Source organism: Nocardia sp. IFM 10818, assembly GCF_054655275.1.
Genome location: NZ_BAAHJH010000001.1, coordinates 7,948,859 through 7,966,180, shown reverse-complemented (window position 1 = coordinate 7,966,180; position 17,322 = coordinate 7,948,859). Strand labels below are relative to the sequence as shown.

The following is a 17,322-nucleotide window of genomic DNA, read 5'->3' as shown; positions in this document are numbered from 1 at the left end:
AGCAGGTCCGGGGCGGTTGCGAGATCATTTCCTACATTCGCGAACAAAAATGCTACATTCACGAAGGAAATGCTCCGGCGCACTGACCGCCCGGCCCGAGGAAGACGAGATGACCGAGACCCTCTTCAATCCGAAGACCTGTGAATTCGCCGAGTTCGACGCCGAGACCCGTCGCCTGCTGCGCGCCACCGTCCACTGGTTCGAATCCCGCGGCAAGCAGCGCCTGCTGGCCGATGCCCGCGACCGGATCTGGTACTCGGAATTCCTCGACTTCGTGAAGAGCGAGCGGGTCTTCGCCACCTTCCTGACCCCGGCGGCCGAGGCCAATGGCGATCCGAACAAGCGCTGGGACACCGCGCGCATCGCCATGATGAGCAAGATCCTGGGCTTCTACGGGATGCAGTACTGGTACGTCTGGCAAGTCACGATTCTCGGCTTGGGCCCCATCTGGCAGAGCCCCAATGCCGAGGCCAAAGCGCGGGCCGCGGCGCTGCTGGACTCCGGAGAGATCTTCGCCTTCGGGCTGTCCGAACAAGAGCACGGCGCGGACGTCTACTCCACCGACATGGTCCTCGAGCCGAATTCATCACAAGCCAGAGGTGGGGCGCGCGGCGGCTTCACCGCCACCGGCGGCAAGTACTACATCGGCAATGGCAATGCGGCCGCCATGGTCTCGGTCTTCGGCCGCCGCGCCGACAAGCCGATCATCGACAGCTCCGACTTCCTGCGCAAGATGACCGAGGAGGAGTACTCCGGCTACCTGTTCTTCGCCGCCGACTCCCGGCACAAGAACTACAAGCTGCGCAAGAACGTCATCGACTCCCAGATGTACGTCGCCGCTTTCGATCTCGACAAGTACCCGGTCGCGGCCGCCGACATCCTGCACACCGGGCGCGCCGCCTTCGACGCCGCCATGAACACCGTGAACGTCGGCAAGTTCAATCTCGGCTTCGGCGCCATCGGAGCCTGCGAGCACGCCATGTACGAATCGGTCACCCATGCCGAGAACCGGAAGCTGTTCGGGCACCGCGTCACCGAGTTCCCGCAGGTGAAATCGCTGCTGGTGGACTGCTACGCGCGCCTGCTGGCCATGAAGCTCTACAGCGAGCGGGCCATCGACTACATGCGCTCGGCCGGCGAGAACGACCGCCGCTACCTGCTTTTCAACGCCATCGAGAAGATGTCGGTCACCCGCAACGGCCAGCAGCTGTTCGAGGACCTCGCCGATGTGATCGCCGCGCGCGGCTTCGAGAACGACACCTACTTCGCCATGGCGCTGCCGCCCATGTTCGGCCTGCCGCGCCTGGAGGGCACGGTGCACGTGAACATGGCGCTGTCGCTGAAGTTCATGCCCAACTACATGTTCCATCCCGCGGATGCCGGTCTGGCCGCGCTGCGCTACCTGCCCGGCGCGGGCGTCGCACCCGAGCCCGCCGTGCGCGCCGTCTCCGATGCGCTGAGCTGGACCAGCCGCCGCGCCGCCAAGCCCGCGAGCCGGGCCGTGCCCAAGCTGAAGAGCGAATTCGCCAGCGCCGCATACGCTCCCGTGCCGGTGCGCCGTGATACCGCCGATGACGAATTCCTGTTCCGTCAAGGTCCCAGCAGCGGCCTCGGCCGGATTCGCTTCCAAGACTGGCGGCCGGTGTTCGAGCGGTTCGCGCACATCCCGAACGTGGCGGTCTTCCTCGAACAGGCGCAGGCGCTGCAGACCCTGCTCGCCGTCGCCACCCCGACCGCCGAGCAACAGCGCGATGTCGACTTCCTCTTCGGCATCGGCGAACTGTTCACGGTGATCCCCTACGCCCAGCTCATTCTCGAGCAGGCCGAGATCGAGGGCGTCGATGCCCCGGTGCTGGACCAGATCTTCGACCTGTTCGTCCGCGAGGTCTCCGGCCACGCGGTCACCCTGCACGGCAAGCCGTCCGCCACCAGGGCGCAGCAGACCCGCGCGCTCGATCTGGTCCGCCGCCCGGTCGCCGACCAGACCCGCTTCGACAGAGTATTGGCGCAGGTCAGGGGCTTGTCCGGGGCTTACGCCATGAACGACTGACAAATGCTACATTCGTGAATGAATAGGTGAAACCGTACGAAACACCTATGCCATCGACACTGCAAAGGAGCAGCACGATGACAAATGCGTCCACGCGTCCCCAGTTCGACGCACCCGCGCGCACCATCCGCCAGCTCGACTACGGCTTCTTCGGGCCGGACTCGCCCACCTGGAAGGTCTGGACCTCGCCCACCGCGCTCATCGGGTTCCAGCGCGCGGTGGTGCTCGAGCACTTCGATCCCGCGCTCACCGCCGCCGTCGCCGACGTCGGCGGGATCTACACCGATCCGCGCGGGCGGCTCGACCACACCTTCGCCTACTTCCTCATCGCGGCCGTCGCCGACAGCCGCATGGCCATCGAGGCGTCCGAGCATCTGATGCAGGTGCACGCCAAGGCCACCGGCATCGAGCCGATCAGCGGAAAGCGCTACAGCGCCAACAATCCCGAATCCCAGCTGTGGATCCACGTCACCGGCTGGCACTCGGTCCTCAAGTGCTACGAGATGTACGGCCCCGGACCGCTGACCCCGGCCGAGGAGAAGCGGTACTGGGCCGAGTGCGTCATCGCCGCGGAACTCCAGACCTGCAAACCCGCCGACGTCCCCACCTCCCGCACCGAGGTCCGCGAATACTTCGCGCGCATGCGCCCCAAACTCTCCTCCTCCGAGCGCGCCCACCGCGGCATGCACTACCTCCTCTTCACCCCCAGGGAGAAGGGCCCGCGCCTCTGGGCGGGCAGCCGCCTCGTCGCCCCCGCCGCCATCGCCACCCTGCCACAATGGATGCGCGAAACCGGCGGCTTCGACCAGCCCGCCCTGCTCGACGCCGCCTACCGCCCCGCCATGCGAATCGCCATGGCCACCTTGAAGAGTGACCGCCGCCTGGCCCTCGTCGCCAGAAACGCCATCGGCCCCATGACCGGACGACTACTGCGCGAACACCTCGACGCCGGAATCCCCGACAACCCGGTGACGGTCACACCACGACAGGCTCGCGAACTCTACGGCCGCGCCGCCCGCCCGAGCGCCTGACGGCTGCCCGGCTCGCCCAATCACCTGATGGCTGCCCGGCTTGCCCAATCACCTGATGGCTGCCCGGCTTGCCCAATCACCTGATGGCTGCCCGGCCTCGGCCGAGCAGCTGATGGGATCCAAGGGCCGTGCCCTGCTCCCCTGATGGGGTTCGGGGGCCGTGCTCTGCTCCCCTGATGGGGTCCGGGGCCAGGTGGGTCGGGGGGCCGTGCCCTGCCCCCTGATGGGGTCGGGGGGCCGTGCCCTGCTCCCCAGGTGAGGTCGGGGGCCGTGCCCTGCTCCCAGGGTGGGGGTCCGGGGGCTCGCCCCCGCTCCTCGCGGTTGGGGTTTCAGGGGCGAAGCCCCTGAGAGCCCCCGAGAGTTGGTATGTCCGCATGCACTCGGAATTCCGCTGTTCGCGCTGCGAAGGCACATAAACCCTGCGCGTGACCGGGCGCACCTTCGCCTACGGTTGCGTAGCCGGACAAGCGTACGGCAGCCTTCAGTTTGATCACCACAACTTCGGCTAGGAGGCCAGTCCGTGTCCCATTACAAGGCGAACCTGCGTGACATCGAGTTCAACTTGTTCGAAGTACTGGGAATCGACGCGCTGCTCGATCAGGGCGCCTACGGCGATCTCGACTCCGAGACCGCACGTGACATGCTCACCGAGGCGCTGCGCCTCGCCGAGGGACCGATCGCCGCCTCGTTCGTCGAAGGCGACCGCACTCCCGTGGAATTCGACCCGGCCACCTACAGCATCAGCGTGCCGCCGCTGCTGAAGAAGACCGTCGCCGCGGTCAACGAGGCCGGCTACTCCGGCCTCGGCATGCCGGAGGAGATGGGCGGCGTCTCCGCCCCCAACGCGCTCATCTGGGCCATCCAGGAAATGATCGTGGCCGCCAACAACTCGGCCTCGTTCTTCAATATGGGCCCGCTCATGCACAAGGTGCTGTTCGAGCAGGGCACCGATGAGCAGAAGCGCTGGGCCGCGCACGCCTGGGAGAACCGCTGGGGCGGCACCATGGTGCTCACCGAGCCCGACGCCGGCTCCGATGTCGGCATGGGCCGTACCAAGGCCACCCAGCAGCCCAATGGCGACTGGCACATCGACGGCGTGAAGCGCTTCATCTCCGGCGGCGATGTCGGCGACACCGCCGAGAACATCATCCACCTGGTGCTGGCCCGCCCCGAGGGCGCGGGACCGGGCACCAAGGGCCTGTCGCTGTTCGCCGTGCCGAAGTACCTGTTCGATCCCGAGACCATGGCCATCGGCGAGCGCAACGGCGCCTACGTGACCGGCGTCGAGCACAAGATGGGCATCAAGTCCTCGCCCACCTGTGAGATCACCTTCGGCGGCGAGAAGCCGGCCATCGGCTACCTGGTCGGCGAGGTGCACAATGGCATCGCGCAGATGTTCCGGGTCATCGAGAACGCGCGAATGATGGTGGGCACCAAGGCCGCCGGCGCGCTGTCCACCGGCTACCTGAACGCCCTGGAATACGCCAAGCAGCGCGTGCAGGGCGCGGACCTGACCCAGATGACCGACAAGACCGCGCCGCGCGTCACCATCACTCACCACCCGGACGTGCGCCGCTCGCTGGCGCAGCAGAAGGCGTACTCGGAGGGCCTGCGCGCGCTGTACATGTACTGCGCGGCCTACCAGAACGCCGATGTGGCCGCGGCCAACTTCGGGGTGGACGCCGAGCTGGCCGAGCGGGTCAACGATCTGCTGCTGCCGATCGTCAAGGGCTGCGGCTCGGATCGCGCGTACGAGAACCTGACCGAATCGCTGCAGACCCTGGGTGGTTCGGGCTACCTGCAGGACTACCCGATCGAGCAGTACATCCGCGACTGCAAGATCGACTCGCTGTACGAGGGCACCACCGCCATCCAGGCGCAGGACTTCTTCTTCCGCAAGATCATTCGCGACAAGGGCGTGGCGCTCGGCCACGTCGCCGGGCTCATCAACACCTTCGTGGAGAGCGGCCCGGACGCCTTCAAGGTGGAGCGGGGCCTGCTCGGCACCGCGCTCGCCGATGTGCAGGCCATGGCCGCCGCGCTCACCGGCTACCTGATGGCCTCGCAGCAGAACGCGGAGGAGATCTACAAGGTCGGGCTGGGCTCGGTCCGATTCCTGTACGCCGTGGGCGATCTCGTCATCTCCTGGCGATTGCTGGAGCAGGCCGTCATCGCCCAGAACGCGCTGGACGCGGGCGCGGCGGAGAAGGACAAGAACTTCTACACCGGCAAGGTCGCGGTGGCCTCCTGGTTCGCCAAGAACAAGCTGCCGCTCATCACCGGCGTGCGCGCCGTGGTGGAGAACATCGACAACGACATCATGAAGCTGGAGGAGGCCGCGTTCTGACGCGGAACTGACACGGGTTCAGCGCGTGTCCCGCCCGGCGTGTTGCGGCACGTCCGGCGGGACACGCGCTTTTCGGGGTTGACCTGCTGTGTTGTGTCGGCAGTTGCGGGTACAACTACCGCATGGTCTTCCCGGTGACTTTCGGCTGGATCCAGGTCTTATTGGTGGTGCTGGCCGTCGCGGCGGTGGCACTGCTGGTGACCGCGATCTTCAAAGCGCGCAAGGTGGGATTCAAGGTGCTCGCCGGGCGGGGCGCGGGCGCTATCTCGCTGATTCTGGTTGCGGTGGTGATCCTCTGGGTCACGACGCTGTTGCAGACCTTTCTCGGGCTGACGGGGGAGGTGAAGGCGGCGCATATCGTGGCGACTCCTGTTGCGGGGCAGGAGCACATGATGGATGTGGAGCTCACCCTGTTCGGGGACAAGGAGCACGACGAACAGCATCTGAAGTATCAGATCCAGGGTGATATGTGGGTGTTGCAGGCCAATATCGTGGAATTGGAGCCGTGGGTGAACGCGCTCGGGTTCAACTCGGGGTACAAGATCACCAGGATTTACGGGCAGCGGCTGGACGGGGTCGCTACCACGCAGAACCACATCTTTCTCAATGGCGGGGATGGGGAGTTCTTCGACGATATGAAGAAGGAGACCTGGTTCACCAAACCGTTCGTGCGCTCGGCGTATGGGAATGCGGTGATTGCTACGCCGGGGAGGTATGACGTGTTCATATCTCGGGACGCTATAAAGACGCGGCCGGTTTGAGTGGAGGGGGGACGGGTGGGTCTGCGCTAGAAACGCTCGTGGCTGTGTTTAATTTGCCTCCGCTTCGCTCCGGCGGGGTTCGGGGCCTGGAGGTCTCGATTTTTCCCTCCCTCCGCGCACGCCGGAGCTCCTCCGCTTCGCTCCCCCGCTCCGACGCACGCTCCGCTCAGTCCAAAATCGAGACGGCCCCGAACCCACACAGCGAGTGCACCAACTGTCTTCCCTGCCGTTAATTGACGGTTCGCCTGCGGCGGACATTTGGGAGGGGGAGGGGGTTAGGGGGGAGGGGGTTAGGGGGCCAGGTCTGCGATTACGGGGGCGTGGTCGCTGGCGCCCTTGCCTTTTCGTTCCTCGCGGTCCACGTTTGCGTCGGTGACGCGGGTTGCTAGGGCGGGGGAGGCGAGGATGAAGTCGATGCGCATGCCTTCTTTGCGGGGGAAGCGCAGTTGGGTGTAGTCCCAGTAGGTGTAGACGCCGGGGCCGGGGTGGAAGGGGCGCATCACGTCGGAGAAGCCGGCCGCATTGATGAAATCGAAGGTGGCGCGCTCCTTGTCGGAGGTGTGCGTCTTGCCCTTGAAGAATTCCGGTGACCACACGTCCACATCGGTGGGCGCGATATTCCAGTCGCCCACCAGCGCGATCTGCGCGTGCGGATCTGCGGTCAGCCATTCGTTGCCCGCATTGCGCAGGGCGGCAAGCCATTCCAGCTTGTAGGTGTAGTGCGGGTCGTCCAGGGCGCGGCCGTTCGGCACGTACAGGCTCCATACCCGCACGCCGCCGCATGTTGCGCCCAGCGCCCGCGCCTCCACGACGGGGGTGCTCAGCAGCGCTTCACCGGCGTCCTTGTCGAAGCCGGGCTGGTGCGGGAAGCCGATCTCGACATCCTCCAGGCCCACGCGTGAGGCAATGGCCACGCCGTTCCATTGGCTGTGGCCCACATGGGCGACCTCGTAACCTGCGGCTTCGAAGGCTTCGAACGGGAACTGCTCGTCCTTGCACTTGGTTTCCTGCATGGCCAGCACGTCGATATCGGATCGGTCCAGCCAGGAGATCACCCGATCCAGCCGGGAGCGAATCGAATTCACGTTCCAGGTCGCGAGCCGCACGGTAAACCTTTCGGGACTATTGATGTCGATGATCAGGGGGCCGCGTAGCGGTACCGGTGATGGTCCACGAAGCCCATCTCCCGATACAACGCCAGGGCCGCCTCATTGCCGTCCTCCACCTGGACGTAGGCGTGGGTCGCGCCGCGTGCCTGTCCCCAGCGCAGCATTTCCGCGCACACCAGCGCGCCCAGGCCGCGGCGGCGATGACCGGACGTGACCGCGACACAGGTCAGGCCCGCCCAGATGCGCCCGTCGGGGGCCGTGGTGACCGCGACCCGGCCGACGGCCAGGGGAGTGGGCAATCCCAGTGCGGCGAAGGCTACTTCGCCGTCGCGCACGGCGGTGAGGACCTCCACGTCCGGCATGGGCGCCACATCCGAATCGCCGCCGCGATGCCGGTGCACCGACAGCCAGCCGCCGTCGGGAGTGTCGGCGAAACGCACCATGGGCGGGCCCTGCGGCAGCGTCACATTCTCGAGATCGACTGCCAGGACCAGGGTTTCGCTCCAGGTCTGCCAGCCGCCGGGAATCGGGGCCAAGCGGTCGGGCAGCAGCAGGCGCAGCGGCAGGCCGTGCGCGGTGTACCACTCGCCGATGCGGTGCAGCGTCTCCGCGGCGGCCAGCGCCGGACCGTCCGAACCGCCCAGCGGCACCGCGGAATTCGCGCGATTGGTGTAGCCGTTCCCGGCGCGCAGCAGCCAGCCGTCGATCCAGGAGCGCTGCAGACCGGGCCAGGCGTCGGCGGCCGCGGCCTCCAGGGCGCGGATCTCGCTGGTGCGAATCGGCCGGGGGCCCAGCTCCTTCCACGCCAGCACCCGGTCCAGGGCGATCGACACCACCTGGCCGTCGGCGGTGCGCACCGTGAGCGGATCGGTGTCGACGAGTTCGCCGATCACATCGGTGAGCGGCTGCGGATAGCCCTCGGGCAGGCGATAGCGCACCACCACCCGGCGGCCGAGTGGCGGGAAGTCTCCGGAGTTGGGCGGCATGCCGCGGGCAGCATCCAATCTGGCGTCGGTTCGGCTCGGTTCAGTCGTCGTGCCCGAAGGGATCCGGCACCGTGCCCGGCACCCAGCTCAGCCCGGGCTGTCCCCAGCCGTTGCGCTTGATGGCCTTCTTGGCGGCGCGGGCATTGCGCCCGATCAGCACGTCCACGTACAGGAAGCCGTCCAGATGCCCGACCTCGTGCTGGAGCATGCGGGCGAAGAAGCCCTTGCCCTCGATCTCGACCGGATTGCCCTGCTCATCGGTGCCGGTGACCTTGGCCCAGTCGGCGCGGCCGGTGGGGAACTGCTCGCCGGGCACCGACAGGCAGCCCTCCTCGTCATCGTCCGGATCCGGCATGGTCTCCGGGATCGGCGAGGTCTCCAGCACCGGATTGATGACCGCGCCGCGGCGGCGCACCATGGTGCCGTCCGGGCCCTCGTCGGGGCAGTCGTAGACGAACAGGCGCAGCGGCACGCCGACCTGATTGGCGGCCAGGCCCACGCCATTGGCCTTGTCGAGGGTTTCGTACATGTCCGCGATCAGCTCGGCCAGTTCCTCGGGTGTCTGCGTGACCTTCTCGGTCGGATTGTGCAGAACCGGGTCGCCGACGATGACGATCGGGAGAATAGCCATGTCGAAGAGCCTACTGGGTGGTTGCCGGACCCGGCTCGCTGCCCGAGCGAGACGCGACACGCCGGGTGTCGATCACAGAAACACGCCGAGAGGTACGCATTCGGAAGTCTCCGCCGCGTGGTTGAATGATCGGCGACGCACAAGCACCATATTCGTCTGGTGACCACTCGGCGAGGGAGCACTATGGACAGCGCAGCGGCACGGAACATTTCCGCAAGCGAGGAAAACCCAGCCGCCCCCGACGAGGATGGCGCGCACGGACTTTCCCGGCGGGAACTCGACATTCTGGACTTCGAGCGCAAATGGTGGAAGTACGCCGGCGCCAAGGAAGAAGCCATCCGGGAGCTGTTCGACCTGTCGCCCACCCGCTACTACCAGGTCCTCAATGCCGTCGTCGACAAGCCCGAAGCGCTGGCCGCCGACCCCATGCTGGTGAAGCGGCTGCGCCGGCTGCGCGCCAGCCGGCAGAAGACCAGAGCCGCACGCCGTCTCGGGTTCCAGGTGTGAGCAGCGTTCAACTACTAGGCTCGGCGCTGTGAGCAACCCGAATTCGCCGTCCGGTGGCCCGCCGCTGCGGGCCCTGGCCATGGTGCTGATCGCCCTGGCCATCGTGTTCGCCGGCATCGGCACCATGTCGCTGTCGAGTTCGGACTCCGAGGGCGCCGAGACCGATACCGCCGCCGTGAGCAGCACTGTGCCGGGTGTCACTCTGGCGCCGGGACTTTCATCATCACTGCCGCCGGTCGCGATCACCCCGCCGGTCACCACGACCCCGCCGGTCACCACCGCGCCGCCCACCACCACGGCCGCGGCCGAAGCCGACAAATCGGTCCCCGTAAGGGTTTACAACAACAGCACCGTCGCGGGCCTGGCGGCCAAGACCGCCGGTGAGCTCAGCGCCAGCGGCTGGACCATTGCCGAAACCGGCAACTACGCCGCCGGTGTGATTCCCAAAACAACTGTGTACTACGGCAGTTCGGCAAGCGAGAAGGCGGCGGCCCTGGCCATCGCCGCAGAGCTGGGCGTCAGCGCGGAACCGCGTTTCCAGGGAATCGCGGACTCGCCCGCCGGCGTCATCGTCATCGTCACCGGTAACTGAACAACTCGGACAGCCCCTGCACGAGACGAGGTGCTGCCTCTGGCATCATCTTGTCCGGTACCAACCATGTGCCCCTAGTCGTACCCGTAAACTCGGTACTCGTAAAGGAGTTCCCCGATGGCCCCGTCCACAACTCGTCGCCCGTCCTGGCGGACTGTGACCCCGGTGCTTGCGGTCGCGGTCCTCGGCCTCGCCGGCTGCACCAACAGCCAGGAATCGAGCGACGTCAAGGGGACGACCCCGCCGGTGTTCACCAGCTCGCCCGCACCGGCCGGCCTGGAGACCGGACACGGCGGCGGCCATGGCGGCGGCGGTGGCGGCGGTATGCAGAACCCGCCCACCGAATCCACCAGCGCGACGCTGAAGAACTCCAATGGCGAGACGGTCGGCACCGCCACCATCGGCAAGGTCGGCGACCACCTGGAGATCTCCATCGAGGCCCACGGCCTCACCCCCGGCTTCCACGGCCTGCACTTCCACCAGTTCGGCAAGTGCGAGCCCAACTCCACCGCCCCCAGCGGCGGCGCGCCCGGCGACTTCCTCTCCGCCGGCGGCCACCTGCAGGTCGGCGATCAGAACGCCCATCCGGCCAGCGGCGACCTGACCTCCCTCGAGGTCCGCTCCGACGGCACCGCCAAGCTGACCACCACCACCGACAAGGTCACCCTGGACGACATCAAGGGCAAGGCCCTGATGATCCACGCGGGTGCGGACAACTTCGGCAATATCCCCAGCCGCTACACCCAGCCCGGCGGCGCCACCGGGCCGGACGCCGACACCAAGGCGACCGGCGACGCGGGCGCGCGGGTTGCCTGCGGCGTCGTCGCATAACCCGAGGTGAACCATGGCCGGGGCAGGCAAGCTGAAGGTACCCTTCAATAGTTCGCCCCGGCCCACGCTCGGCGTGGAATGGGAAGTCGCGCTCGTCGACAAGCACACGCGCGATCTGTCCAACACGGCGGCAGCGGTTTTCGAGGCCTGCGGCGACCTGCGGGCCTGGGACGGGACACCGCAGATCACCAAGGAATTGCTGCGCAATACCGTGGAGATCGTCTCCGGCAAGCACGACACCGTCGGCGAAGTGGTGGACGAACTGCACGGCACCATGGACCTGGTGCGCCGCGCCGCCGACCCGCTCGGGGTCGACCTGTTCTGCGCCGGCACGCATCCGTTCGCGCAGTGGTCCACCCAGCAGCTCACGCGCAGTGCGCATTACGACGAACTCATCGAGCGCACCCAGTGGTGGGGCCGGCAGATGCTGATCTGGGGCGTGCATGTGCACGTGGGGATTTCGCATCCGGAGAAGGTCTTCCCGATCCTGAACACGCTGCTGCTGTCGTATCCTCACCTGCTGGCGCTGTCCGCGTCCTCGCCCATGTGGGCCGGGGTGGACACCGGGTACGCCAGCAATCGCGCGCTCATGTTCCAGCAGCTGCCCACCGCCGGACTGCCGTTCCAGTTCGAAAACTGGTCCCAGTTCGAGTCTTTCGCACACGACCAGATGAAAACCGGTGTGTTCGAACAGCTCGGCGGCATGCACTGGGACATCCGGCCCGCGCCCAAATGGGGCACCATCGAGGTCCGCGTCTGCGACGGGACGCCCACCCGCACCGAGCTCTCGGCGCTGGTGGCCCTGATCCACTGCTTGATCGTCGACCTGGACCGGCGCGTGGAGGCGGGCGAGGCCATGCCCTCGATCCCGCCCTGGCATGTCCAGGAGAACAAATGGCGCGCCGCACGCTACGGCCTGGACGCCATCATCATCACCGATGCCGACAGCAATGAGCGCCTGGTCACCGACGATCTGAATGATCTGCTGAACCGGCTGGAGCCGACCGCCAAGAGCCTGGGCTGTGAAGCCGAACTGGCGCTGGTCGCGGAGATTCCGAAGAAGGGCGCGAGCTATCAGCGGCAGCGCAAGGTCGCCGCGGCCGCCCAGGGTGATCTCGTCGCGGTGGTCGACTCGCTGGTCAAGGAACTCGATCAATAGACCGCCGCCGGGCCGCCGCGCACCGGGTGTGATCTTGACTACGGCCGGGTCCGTGGTCCGTGTGCCGGCCGACGGTGGCAATGCCCTGGCCAGCGATGACCATGCCCTGACCGGGGCCTGTTCATCTGGATGCCGACCCCGTGTTTGCCTGGCTGCGGGGGTTGCGTTCACATGACGTTTACTATGGCTGGGTGTTGCTCGACGGTCCGCGTTCCGAACTCAGCGGTGGGGCACGCGGGGGTCGGATGCCGTCGAGGCGCATTCGAATCACCGCCGTGCTGGCCGCGGTTCCGGTGCTGCTCATTGCCCTGCAGATAGTCGCCTCCCGCAATGGATTCCTGGGACCGGTCGAGAGTCTCTGGCTCGATTACACGGGCACACCGCGATCGGTGACCGTGCCGTGGGCCGGGCTGGGGCTCGCGCTCATCGGCTTGAGCTGGCGGCGGCGGTTCATCGCGGTGGGTGCGGCCGCGGGCATCGATATCGCCTACCAGGTGGTGCGGACGCTGCTGGGCGGGCCGCTGGCGCTGGGCAATGGTCCCGTCATCGTGCTGACCGGCATCGTGATCATCGCGGCGTGGCGGTGGCAGGACAAGGAGCGCAGCAATGCGCTGCATGCCGCGGCGCTGGGAATTCTGCTCGTGCTGTCCAGCAAGGTGGCCGAGGTCTGGCTGTTCGTCACCGTGCTCGCGGGACCGCAGGTGCTCGACGAGCATCTGGTGCTGGTCGATCACGCGCTCGGCGACCCCTCGTGGCTGATGGGGCAGGTCGTCGAGTTCTTCGGGCCGGTGCTGTATCACGTACTGCACTGGGTCTACATCGAACTACCCGTGGGCGCGATGATCGTGACCATCTGGCAGCTGCGCAATGTGGTGAAGACCGGCGCCTGGCCGAGCCACTACCTGGTGCGGACCTTCCTCGTGGTCGGGCTGATCGGGCCCATCTTCTACGTCATCTTCCCGGTGGTCGGGCCCATGTTCGCCTACGGGTCGGCGGGGCTCGGTTTCCAGGTCGGCGACTTCTGGCCGAATGTGGTGCCGCCCATCGACTTCACGCCCGGCGCGCTGCCGTTCGGCGATTTCGCGCCGCGCAACTGCATGCCGTCGCTGCACACCGCATGGGCATTGTCGATCTTCGTGCACTCGCGCCGGGATGCCTCCGGTGCGCCCGCACCGCGCTGGCTGCGGTGGGGCGGGACCTTCTGGCTCGTCGCCACCTTGGCGGCGACCCTCGGATTCGGTTACCACTACGGCGCGGATCTGGTGGCCGGCGTGGTGCTGCTGCTGGCCATCGAATCGGCGCTGCGGGAACCGGAGCGCGGCTGGGATCGGGTGCGCGTTCGGCTCGTCGCGGCCGGGGCCGTGCTGCTGGCGGCGCTGCTGCTGTCCTACCGGTATCTGTCGCTGGCGTACGCCGAATACCCGGTGACGGCGGCGCTCATCATCATGACGCTGCTGACGGCCTACATCACGGCCTTCTACCGCACCTGGTTCGCCGCCGATCGGGAACCGGCGCGCATCGAGGAGACGGCGCGGGCCTGAGACCGGCTACGCCTCTTGTGCTGCGCCGCCGTCGGATTCGGGTCCGGGACCGTCCGGCGCTGCGGCGGCCGGGGTCGAGGGCGGGCGGCAGCTGCGCAGTACCTGAAGGCCCGCGATACAGCCGATGGTGATCAGCACCGCCGTCCAGGCGGGCGCGGAGGCATCCTGGGCCGACACGGTGCACACGGCGGCCTGGGTGGTGTCCTGAATGGCGTAGTGGCCGCGGGCGACGTAGTCGCGCAGGCCGAGTGTGGCCGAGGGAATGAACAGGACCATGCTGCCCAGGACCCGGTTGGGCACATAGCGGGGAGCGGCGGAGTACAGGCCGTAACCGGTCAGCCAGACCAGCGCGGCCGTGCCGCCCATGATCAGGATCGCGCGGTCGGTGTTCGCGGTCGCGGCGGTGAACAGGCCGAGGACCAGCAGCAGGAGCAGGCAGGCGATCGGGGCGCCGCGGCGGCTGCCGTACCACATGCCGAGGACCGCGACCGCCACCGCGATGGGGATCGACCAGGCGGGAACCTCCGCCGCCAGGGCCGAGGACCCGACGGCGCTGATGGCCACCGCGACCAGCACCAGTTCGCCGTCGCGGCCGGGGAGCAGCATGGCGGCGATGATGCCCGTGGCCACCGCGCTGACCACCGCCAGGCCGATGCCGGCGAGGCTGTCGCCGTGGCGCGCCAGCCATTCCGCGCTGGCCAGGGTGATCAGGACGAGCACGACGCCGGCCAGGATCGGCGCGAGGGGGAGTTCGATGGACGGGCGTTCGGCCGGGCGGCGGTGACGGTTGGCCAGTGTGCCGATGATGACCAGGACCAGAGCCAGTTCGATCATCCAGAGGGGCGGCATGTCGGCGTCGCCCAGCTGGTCCGAAACATCCTGGCTCAGCAGGCCGCCGAGGTGCGGCAGCGGGCTCACCGAGCCCAGCAGGATGCTGATCAGCACGCCCAGCGTCCAGCCGAAGGCGGGCAGCCTGTGATGCAGGACCGCCGCGCCGAGCGCGCCGAGTACGACGCCGCCGGCCAGCGAATCGATGAAGTTCATGGTGGTCAGGGCGGCTTGCGGCCCTGCCGTCTGGCCGAAGACGTGATTGGCCGTCAGGACCAGCAGCCCCGCCAGGGCGGTGCCCCACGCGGCCACGATGCTGCCCAGCGTGGTGATCAGGACGGCGATGATCATCGCGGTCAGTACCCCGGCGCCCACGGCACGCGGCAGGCTGTAGGCCAGCAGGTCCAATTGCAGTGCGGACGTTTGCGATGTCCACCCGAAGTTGATCGGCAGCGCCAGCGAGAGCCCAGCAACCGTCGTTGCGACCAGCGCCGTCACGGTTTCAATGGCTACCTGATACGCCCTCACCTGGGTGAAACTACCGTCCAAACCCGGACTGGTCGGTCCGACTCGCCTGAGTTGCGAGGTTTGCTAACCCAATCCAGCAAACAGACCTAATGGTCTGAAAATGCTGGTCGGGTGGGTTTCGGGACCGGGCGGCGTGGGACCGGTCAGTTCGAGGCGGCGCGCTGGGCCGCGTACAGGCGGAGGGATTCGACCTGCAGGGGGTCCAGCGAGGCGCGCACCGTGCCGCGGGCGGCGGCCATGTCCTGGGCGGTCACGGTGGCGGCGTCCACATCGCGGCGCATGGCCGCCAGGGCGGCCTCGCGGAGCAGGGCGGCGCAGTCGGCAGCGGAGTAGCCGTCCAGTTCCGCGGCCAGCTTGCGCAGGTTCACGCTCTTCGCCAGGGGGACGGATTTGGCGGCGGTACGCAGGATTTCCGCGCGGGCGGCCGCGTCCGGCGGCGGCACGAAGACCAGTCGTTCGAGGCGGCCCGGCCGGGTCAGGGCCGGGTCGATGAGGTCGGGCCGGTTGGTGGCGCCGACCACGACGACGTCCCGCAGCGGCTCCACTCCGTCGAGTTCGGTGAGCAGCGCCGCCACCACCCGGTCGCTCACGCCGGAATCGCTGGATTGGCCGCGACGGGGAGCGAGCGCATCGATCTCGTCCAGGAAGATCAGGGAAGGGGCGGAGTCCCGGGCTCGCTGAAAGAGCTCGCGCACGGCCCGTTCGGAGGAGCCGACCCATTTGTCCATGAGCTCGGCGCCCTTCACGGCGTGCACGCTCAATTGACCGGTGCCGGCCAGAGCGCGCACCAGGAAAGTCTTACCGCAGCCGGGTGGCCCGTACAGCAGAACGCCCCGGGGCGGGTCGATGCCCAAACGGGCGAACGAATCCGGATGGCGCAGCGGCCACAGCACGGCTTCGGTCAGGGCCTGCTTGGTCTCCTTCATATCGCCGACGTCGTCCAGGCCCAGGCTGCCGATGGCCAGTTCCTCCGAGCCGGAACGGGACAGCGGACGGATCACCTCCAGCGCTCCCAGCAGGTCGGGCTGGGTGAGCACGGGCTCGGTGTGCTCCCGGCTGGCCCGCGACGCGGCGCGCAGCGCGGCCTCGCGCACCAGGGCGGCCAGATCGGAGACCACGAATCCGGGTGTGCGCGCGGCTATCTCGTCCAGCTTCAAGCCGTCCGCCGGGGCCTTGCGCAAGAGCTGCTCCAGCAGCGCGGCACGGACACCGGCCGTCGGGAGCGGCAGCGACACTTCGCGATCGCACAGATCCGGAGCCCGGAGCCGGGCGTCCACCGAGGCGGGATGGGCGGTGGTGGCCAGGACCGCGACCGCCGGCGCCGCCACGGCGGCGCGCAGCTGATCGAGAATCAGGGTGGCCACCGGTTCGGCGTCCGCGGGCAGCAGGGCGTCGATATCGGTAATGAGCAGGATTCCGCCCGCCCCCGAACAGATCTCGGACACCGCCATGCCGACTTCACGCAGGCGGGAGCCGCTCTCGGCGGCGCCGACCGAGGGCCCGTCCAGTTCGACCATGCGCCGCGAGCCGATCACCGCCCGCGCCAGCGTGGCCTTGCCGACGCCCGCGGGGCCGGTGATGAGCACGCCCAGATGTGAGGGCGCGCCAAGGGTTTTCAACAGCTCCGGCTCGTCCAGGGCCAGGTTCAGCCATTCGGTGAGCTTCGCGGCCTGCGCTTGCACACCCGCCAGATCGGCCACCGCCACCGCCGACATGGGTGCGGGTGCGGACGGCCGGTCGAGCCGGTCGGGGGCCTGCGCGGCCGTATCGCCCATGAGCAGGCGTGGACTGTCGGTGGCGGCGATGCCCGGTCCCCACACCACGGCGCTATTGGGCTGCACGCTCACCGGGCCCGGTGTGGGATCGGTGGCGGTGACGGTGAGCAGCTCCGTCGTCCACGCGATGCCGAAGGTCTTGGAAAGCGCTTGCGTGGCAGCCGAAGTGCTGGTTCCGGGCCCGAGGTCGCGCGGTAGTAGCGAGACCGTGTCGCCGACCGTGACGACCTTCCCCAGCAGGGCCTGGCGCAGGGTGGTCTCCGGGATCGTCCCGGTGGCCAGGGAGGATCCGGTCACCGAAATCTGGCGGGCGCCATAGACGGTCGCGGGCATGACCACCACGCCGGCGTTCTCCCGCACCCCGGCATTGGACAGCGTCACATCGTCGAGCAGGGCCACGCCGGCCGGGGTGCCCAGCGGAGCGACGGCCACGACCGCGGCGGTCCGCCGCGCCCCGATGAGCGCGATCCCATCCCACTCGCGCAGCCCGAGCGCGGTCAGCGCCTCCGGATGCAACCGCACCAGCCCTCTGCGGGCATCGGCGGCCGACGTATTGAGGCGAGCTGTCAGCGCGAGTTCAGGCACGCGTTCAATTCTGCCGTCTGTCGCGCAGTGCTGACCCGGCCTTCAAAACCTCGCACCCCCG

The 17,322-nt window shown here is 68.0% G+C and carries 14 protein-coding genes; 9 read left to right on the top strand and 5 right to left on the bottom strand.

All coding sequences use genetic code 11. The features are described from left to right. Positions 1-109 precede the first annotated feature (109 nt). From ACYQ5L_RS36920 to ACYQ5L_RS36905, 4 genes are all read left to right on the top strand, one after another. Positions 110-2,050 (top strand): acyl-CoA dehydrogenase family protein, encoded by a 1,941-nt coding sequence (locus ACYQ5L_RS36920; protein WP_459962859.1) that lies wholly within the window; start codon positions 110-112, stop codon positions 2,048-2,050. Between the two features lie 77 nt (positions 2,051-2,127). Next, a complete protein-coding gene (locus ACYQ5L_RS36915; protein WP_459962858.1) occupies positions 2,128-3,081 on the top strand; it encodes an oxygenase MpaB family protein in 954 nt (317 codons plus the stop codon). Positions 3,082-3,601: 520 nt separating this feature from the next. Continuing rightward, positions 3,602-5,428 (top strand): acyl-CoA dehydrogenase, encoded by a 1,827-nt coding sequence (locus tag ACYQ5L_RS36910; protein WP_459962857.1) that lies wholly within the window; start codon positions 3,602-3,604, stop codon positions 5,426-5,428. A 122-nt stretch (positions 5,429-5,550) separates the two neighbouring features. Then, positions 5,551-6,189 carry a hypothetical protein gene (locus tag ACYQ5L_RS36905; RefSeq protein WP_459962856.1) on the top strand — a complete coding sequence of 213 codons (639 nt, stop codon included), beginning with the start codon at positions 5,551-5,553 and terminating at the stop codon, positions 6,187-6,189. A 290-nt stretch (positions 6,190-6,479) separates the two neighbouring features. Here ACYQ5L_RS36905 and ACYQ5L_RS36900 read toward each other — a convergent pair whose 3' ends face one another. From ACYQ5L_RS36900 to ACYQ5L_RS36890, 3 genes are read right to left on the bottom strand one after another with little or no spacing between them, the layout of a single operon-like run. Continuing rightward, a complete protein-coding gene (locus ACYQ5L_RS36900; protein ID WP_459962855.1) occupies positions 6,480-7,295 on the bottom strand; it encodes an exodeoxyribonuclease III in 816 nt (271 codons plus the stop codon). Positions 7,296-7,327: 32 nt separating this feature from the next. Further along, the gene (locus tag ACYQ5L_RS36895; RefSeq protein ID WP_459962854.1) at positions 7,328-8,284 is read right to left on the bottom strand and encodes an N-acetylglutamate synthase, CG3035 family; all 957 of its coding nucleotides are present in this window, start codon (positions 8,282-8,284) and stop codon (positions 7,328-7,330) included. 40 nt (positions 8,285-8,324) lie between these two features. Further along, a complete protein-coding gene (locus ACYQ5L_RS36890; protein ID WP_459962853.1) occupies positions 8,325-8,915 on the bottom strand; it encodes a peptide deformylase in 591 nt (196 codons plus the stop codon). Between the two features lie 183 nt (positions 8,916-9,098). Between ACYQ5L_RS36890 and ACYQ5L_RS36885 the strand changes: the two genes are divergently transcribed. The 5 genes from ACYQ5L_RS36885 (at position 9,099) to ACYQ5L_RS36865 (ending at position 13,545) form a co-directional block, all read left to right on the top strand. Further along, entirely contained in the window at positions 9,099-9,422 is a 324-nt protein-coding gene (locus ACYQ5L_RS36885; RefSeq protein ID WP_379196945.1) for a DUF3263 domain-containing protein, read from the top strand. A 28-nt stretch (positions 9,423-9,450) separates the two neighbouring features. Then, positions 9,451-10,014, top strand: coding sequence for a LytR C-terminal domain-containing protein (locus ACYQ5L_RS36880; RefSeq protein ID WP_459962851.1), 564 nt, complete (start codon positions 9,451-9,453; stop codon positions 10,012-10,014). A gap of 117 nt (positions 10,015-10,131) precedes the next feature. Beyond that, positions 10,132-10,845 carry a superoxide dismutase[Cu-Zn] gene (gene sodC / locus ACYQ5L_RS36875; protein ID WP_459962850.1) on the top strand — a complete coding sequence of 238 codons (714 nt, stop codon included), beginning with the start codon at positions 10,132-10,134 and terminating at the stop codon, positions 10,843-10,845. Positions 10,846-10,876: 31 nt separating this feature from the next. Beyond that, positions 10,877-12,004 (top strand): glutamate--cysteine ligase, encoded by a 1,128-nt coding sequence (locus tag ACYQ5L_RS36870; protein WP_459963652.1) that lies wholly within the window; start codon positions 10,877-10,879, stop codon positions 12,002-12,004. A 245-nt stretch (positions 12,005-12,249) separates the two neighbouring features. Then, positions 12,250-13,545: a phosphatase PAP2 family protein gene (locus tag ACYQ5L_RS36865; RefSeq protein WP_459962849.1), complete on the top strand. Its 1,296-nt coding sequence runs from the start codon at positions 12,250-12,252 to the stop codon at positions 13,543-13,545. Between the two features lie 6 nt (positions 13,546-13,551). Here the strand turns inward: ACYQ5L_RS36865 and ACYQ5L_RS36860 are convergent, their stop codons facing one another. Together ACYQ5L_RS36860 and ACYQ5L_RS36855 are read right to left on the bottom strand one after the other, a co-directional pair. Next, positions 13,552-14,901: a hypothetical protein gene (locus tag ACYQ5L_RS36860; RefSeq protein WP_459962848.1), complete on the bottom strand. Its 1,350-nt coding sequence runs from the start codon at positions 14,899-14,901 to the stop codon at positions 13,552-13,554. A gap of 143 nt (positions 14,902-15,044) precedes the next feature. After that, on the bottom strand, positions 15,045-17,261 hold the full coding sequence (locus ACYQ5L_RS36855) for an AAA family ATPase (protein ID WP_459962847.1): 2,217 nt from the start codon (positions 17,259-17,261) through the stop codon (positions 15,045-15,047). Between the last annotated feature and the right edge of the window lie 61 nt (positions 17,262-17,322).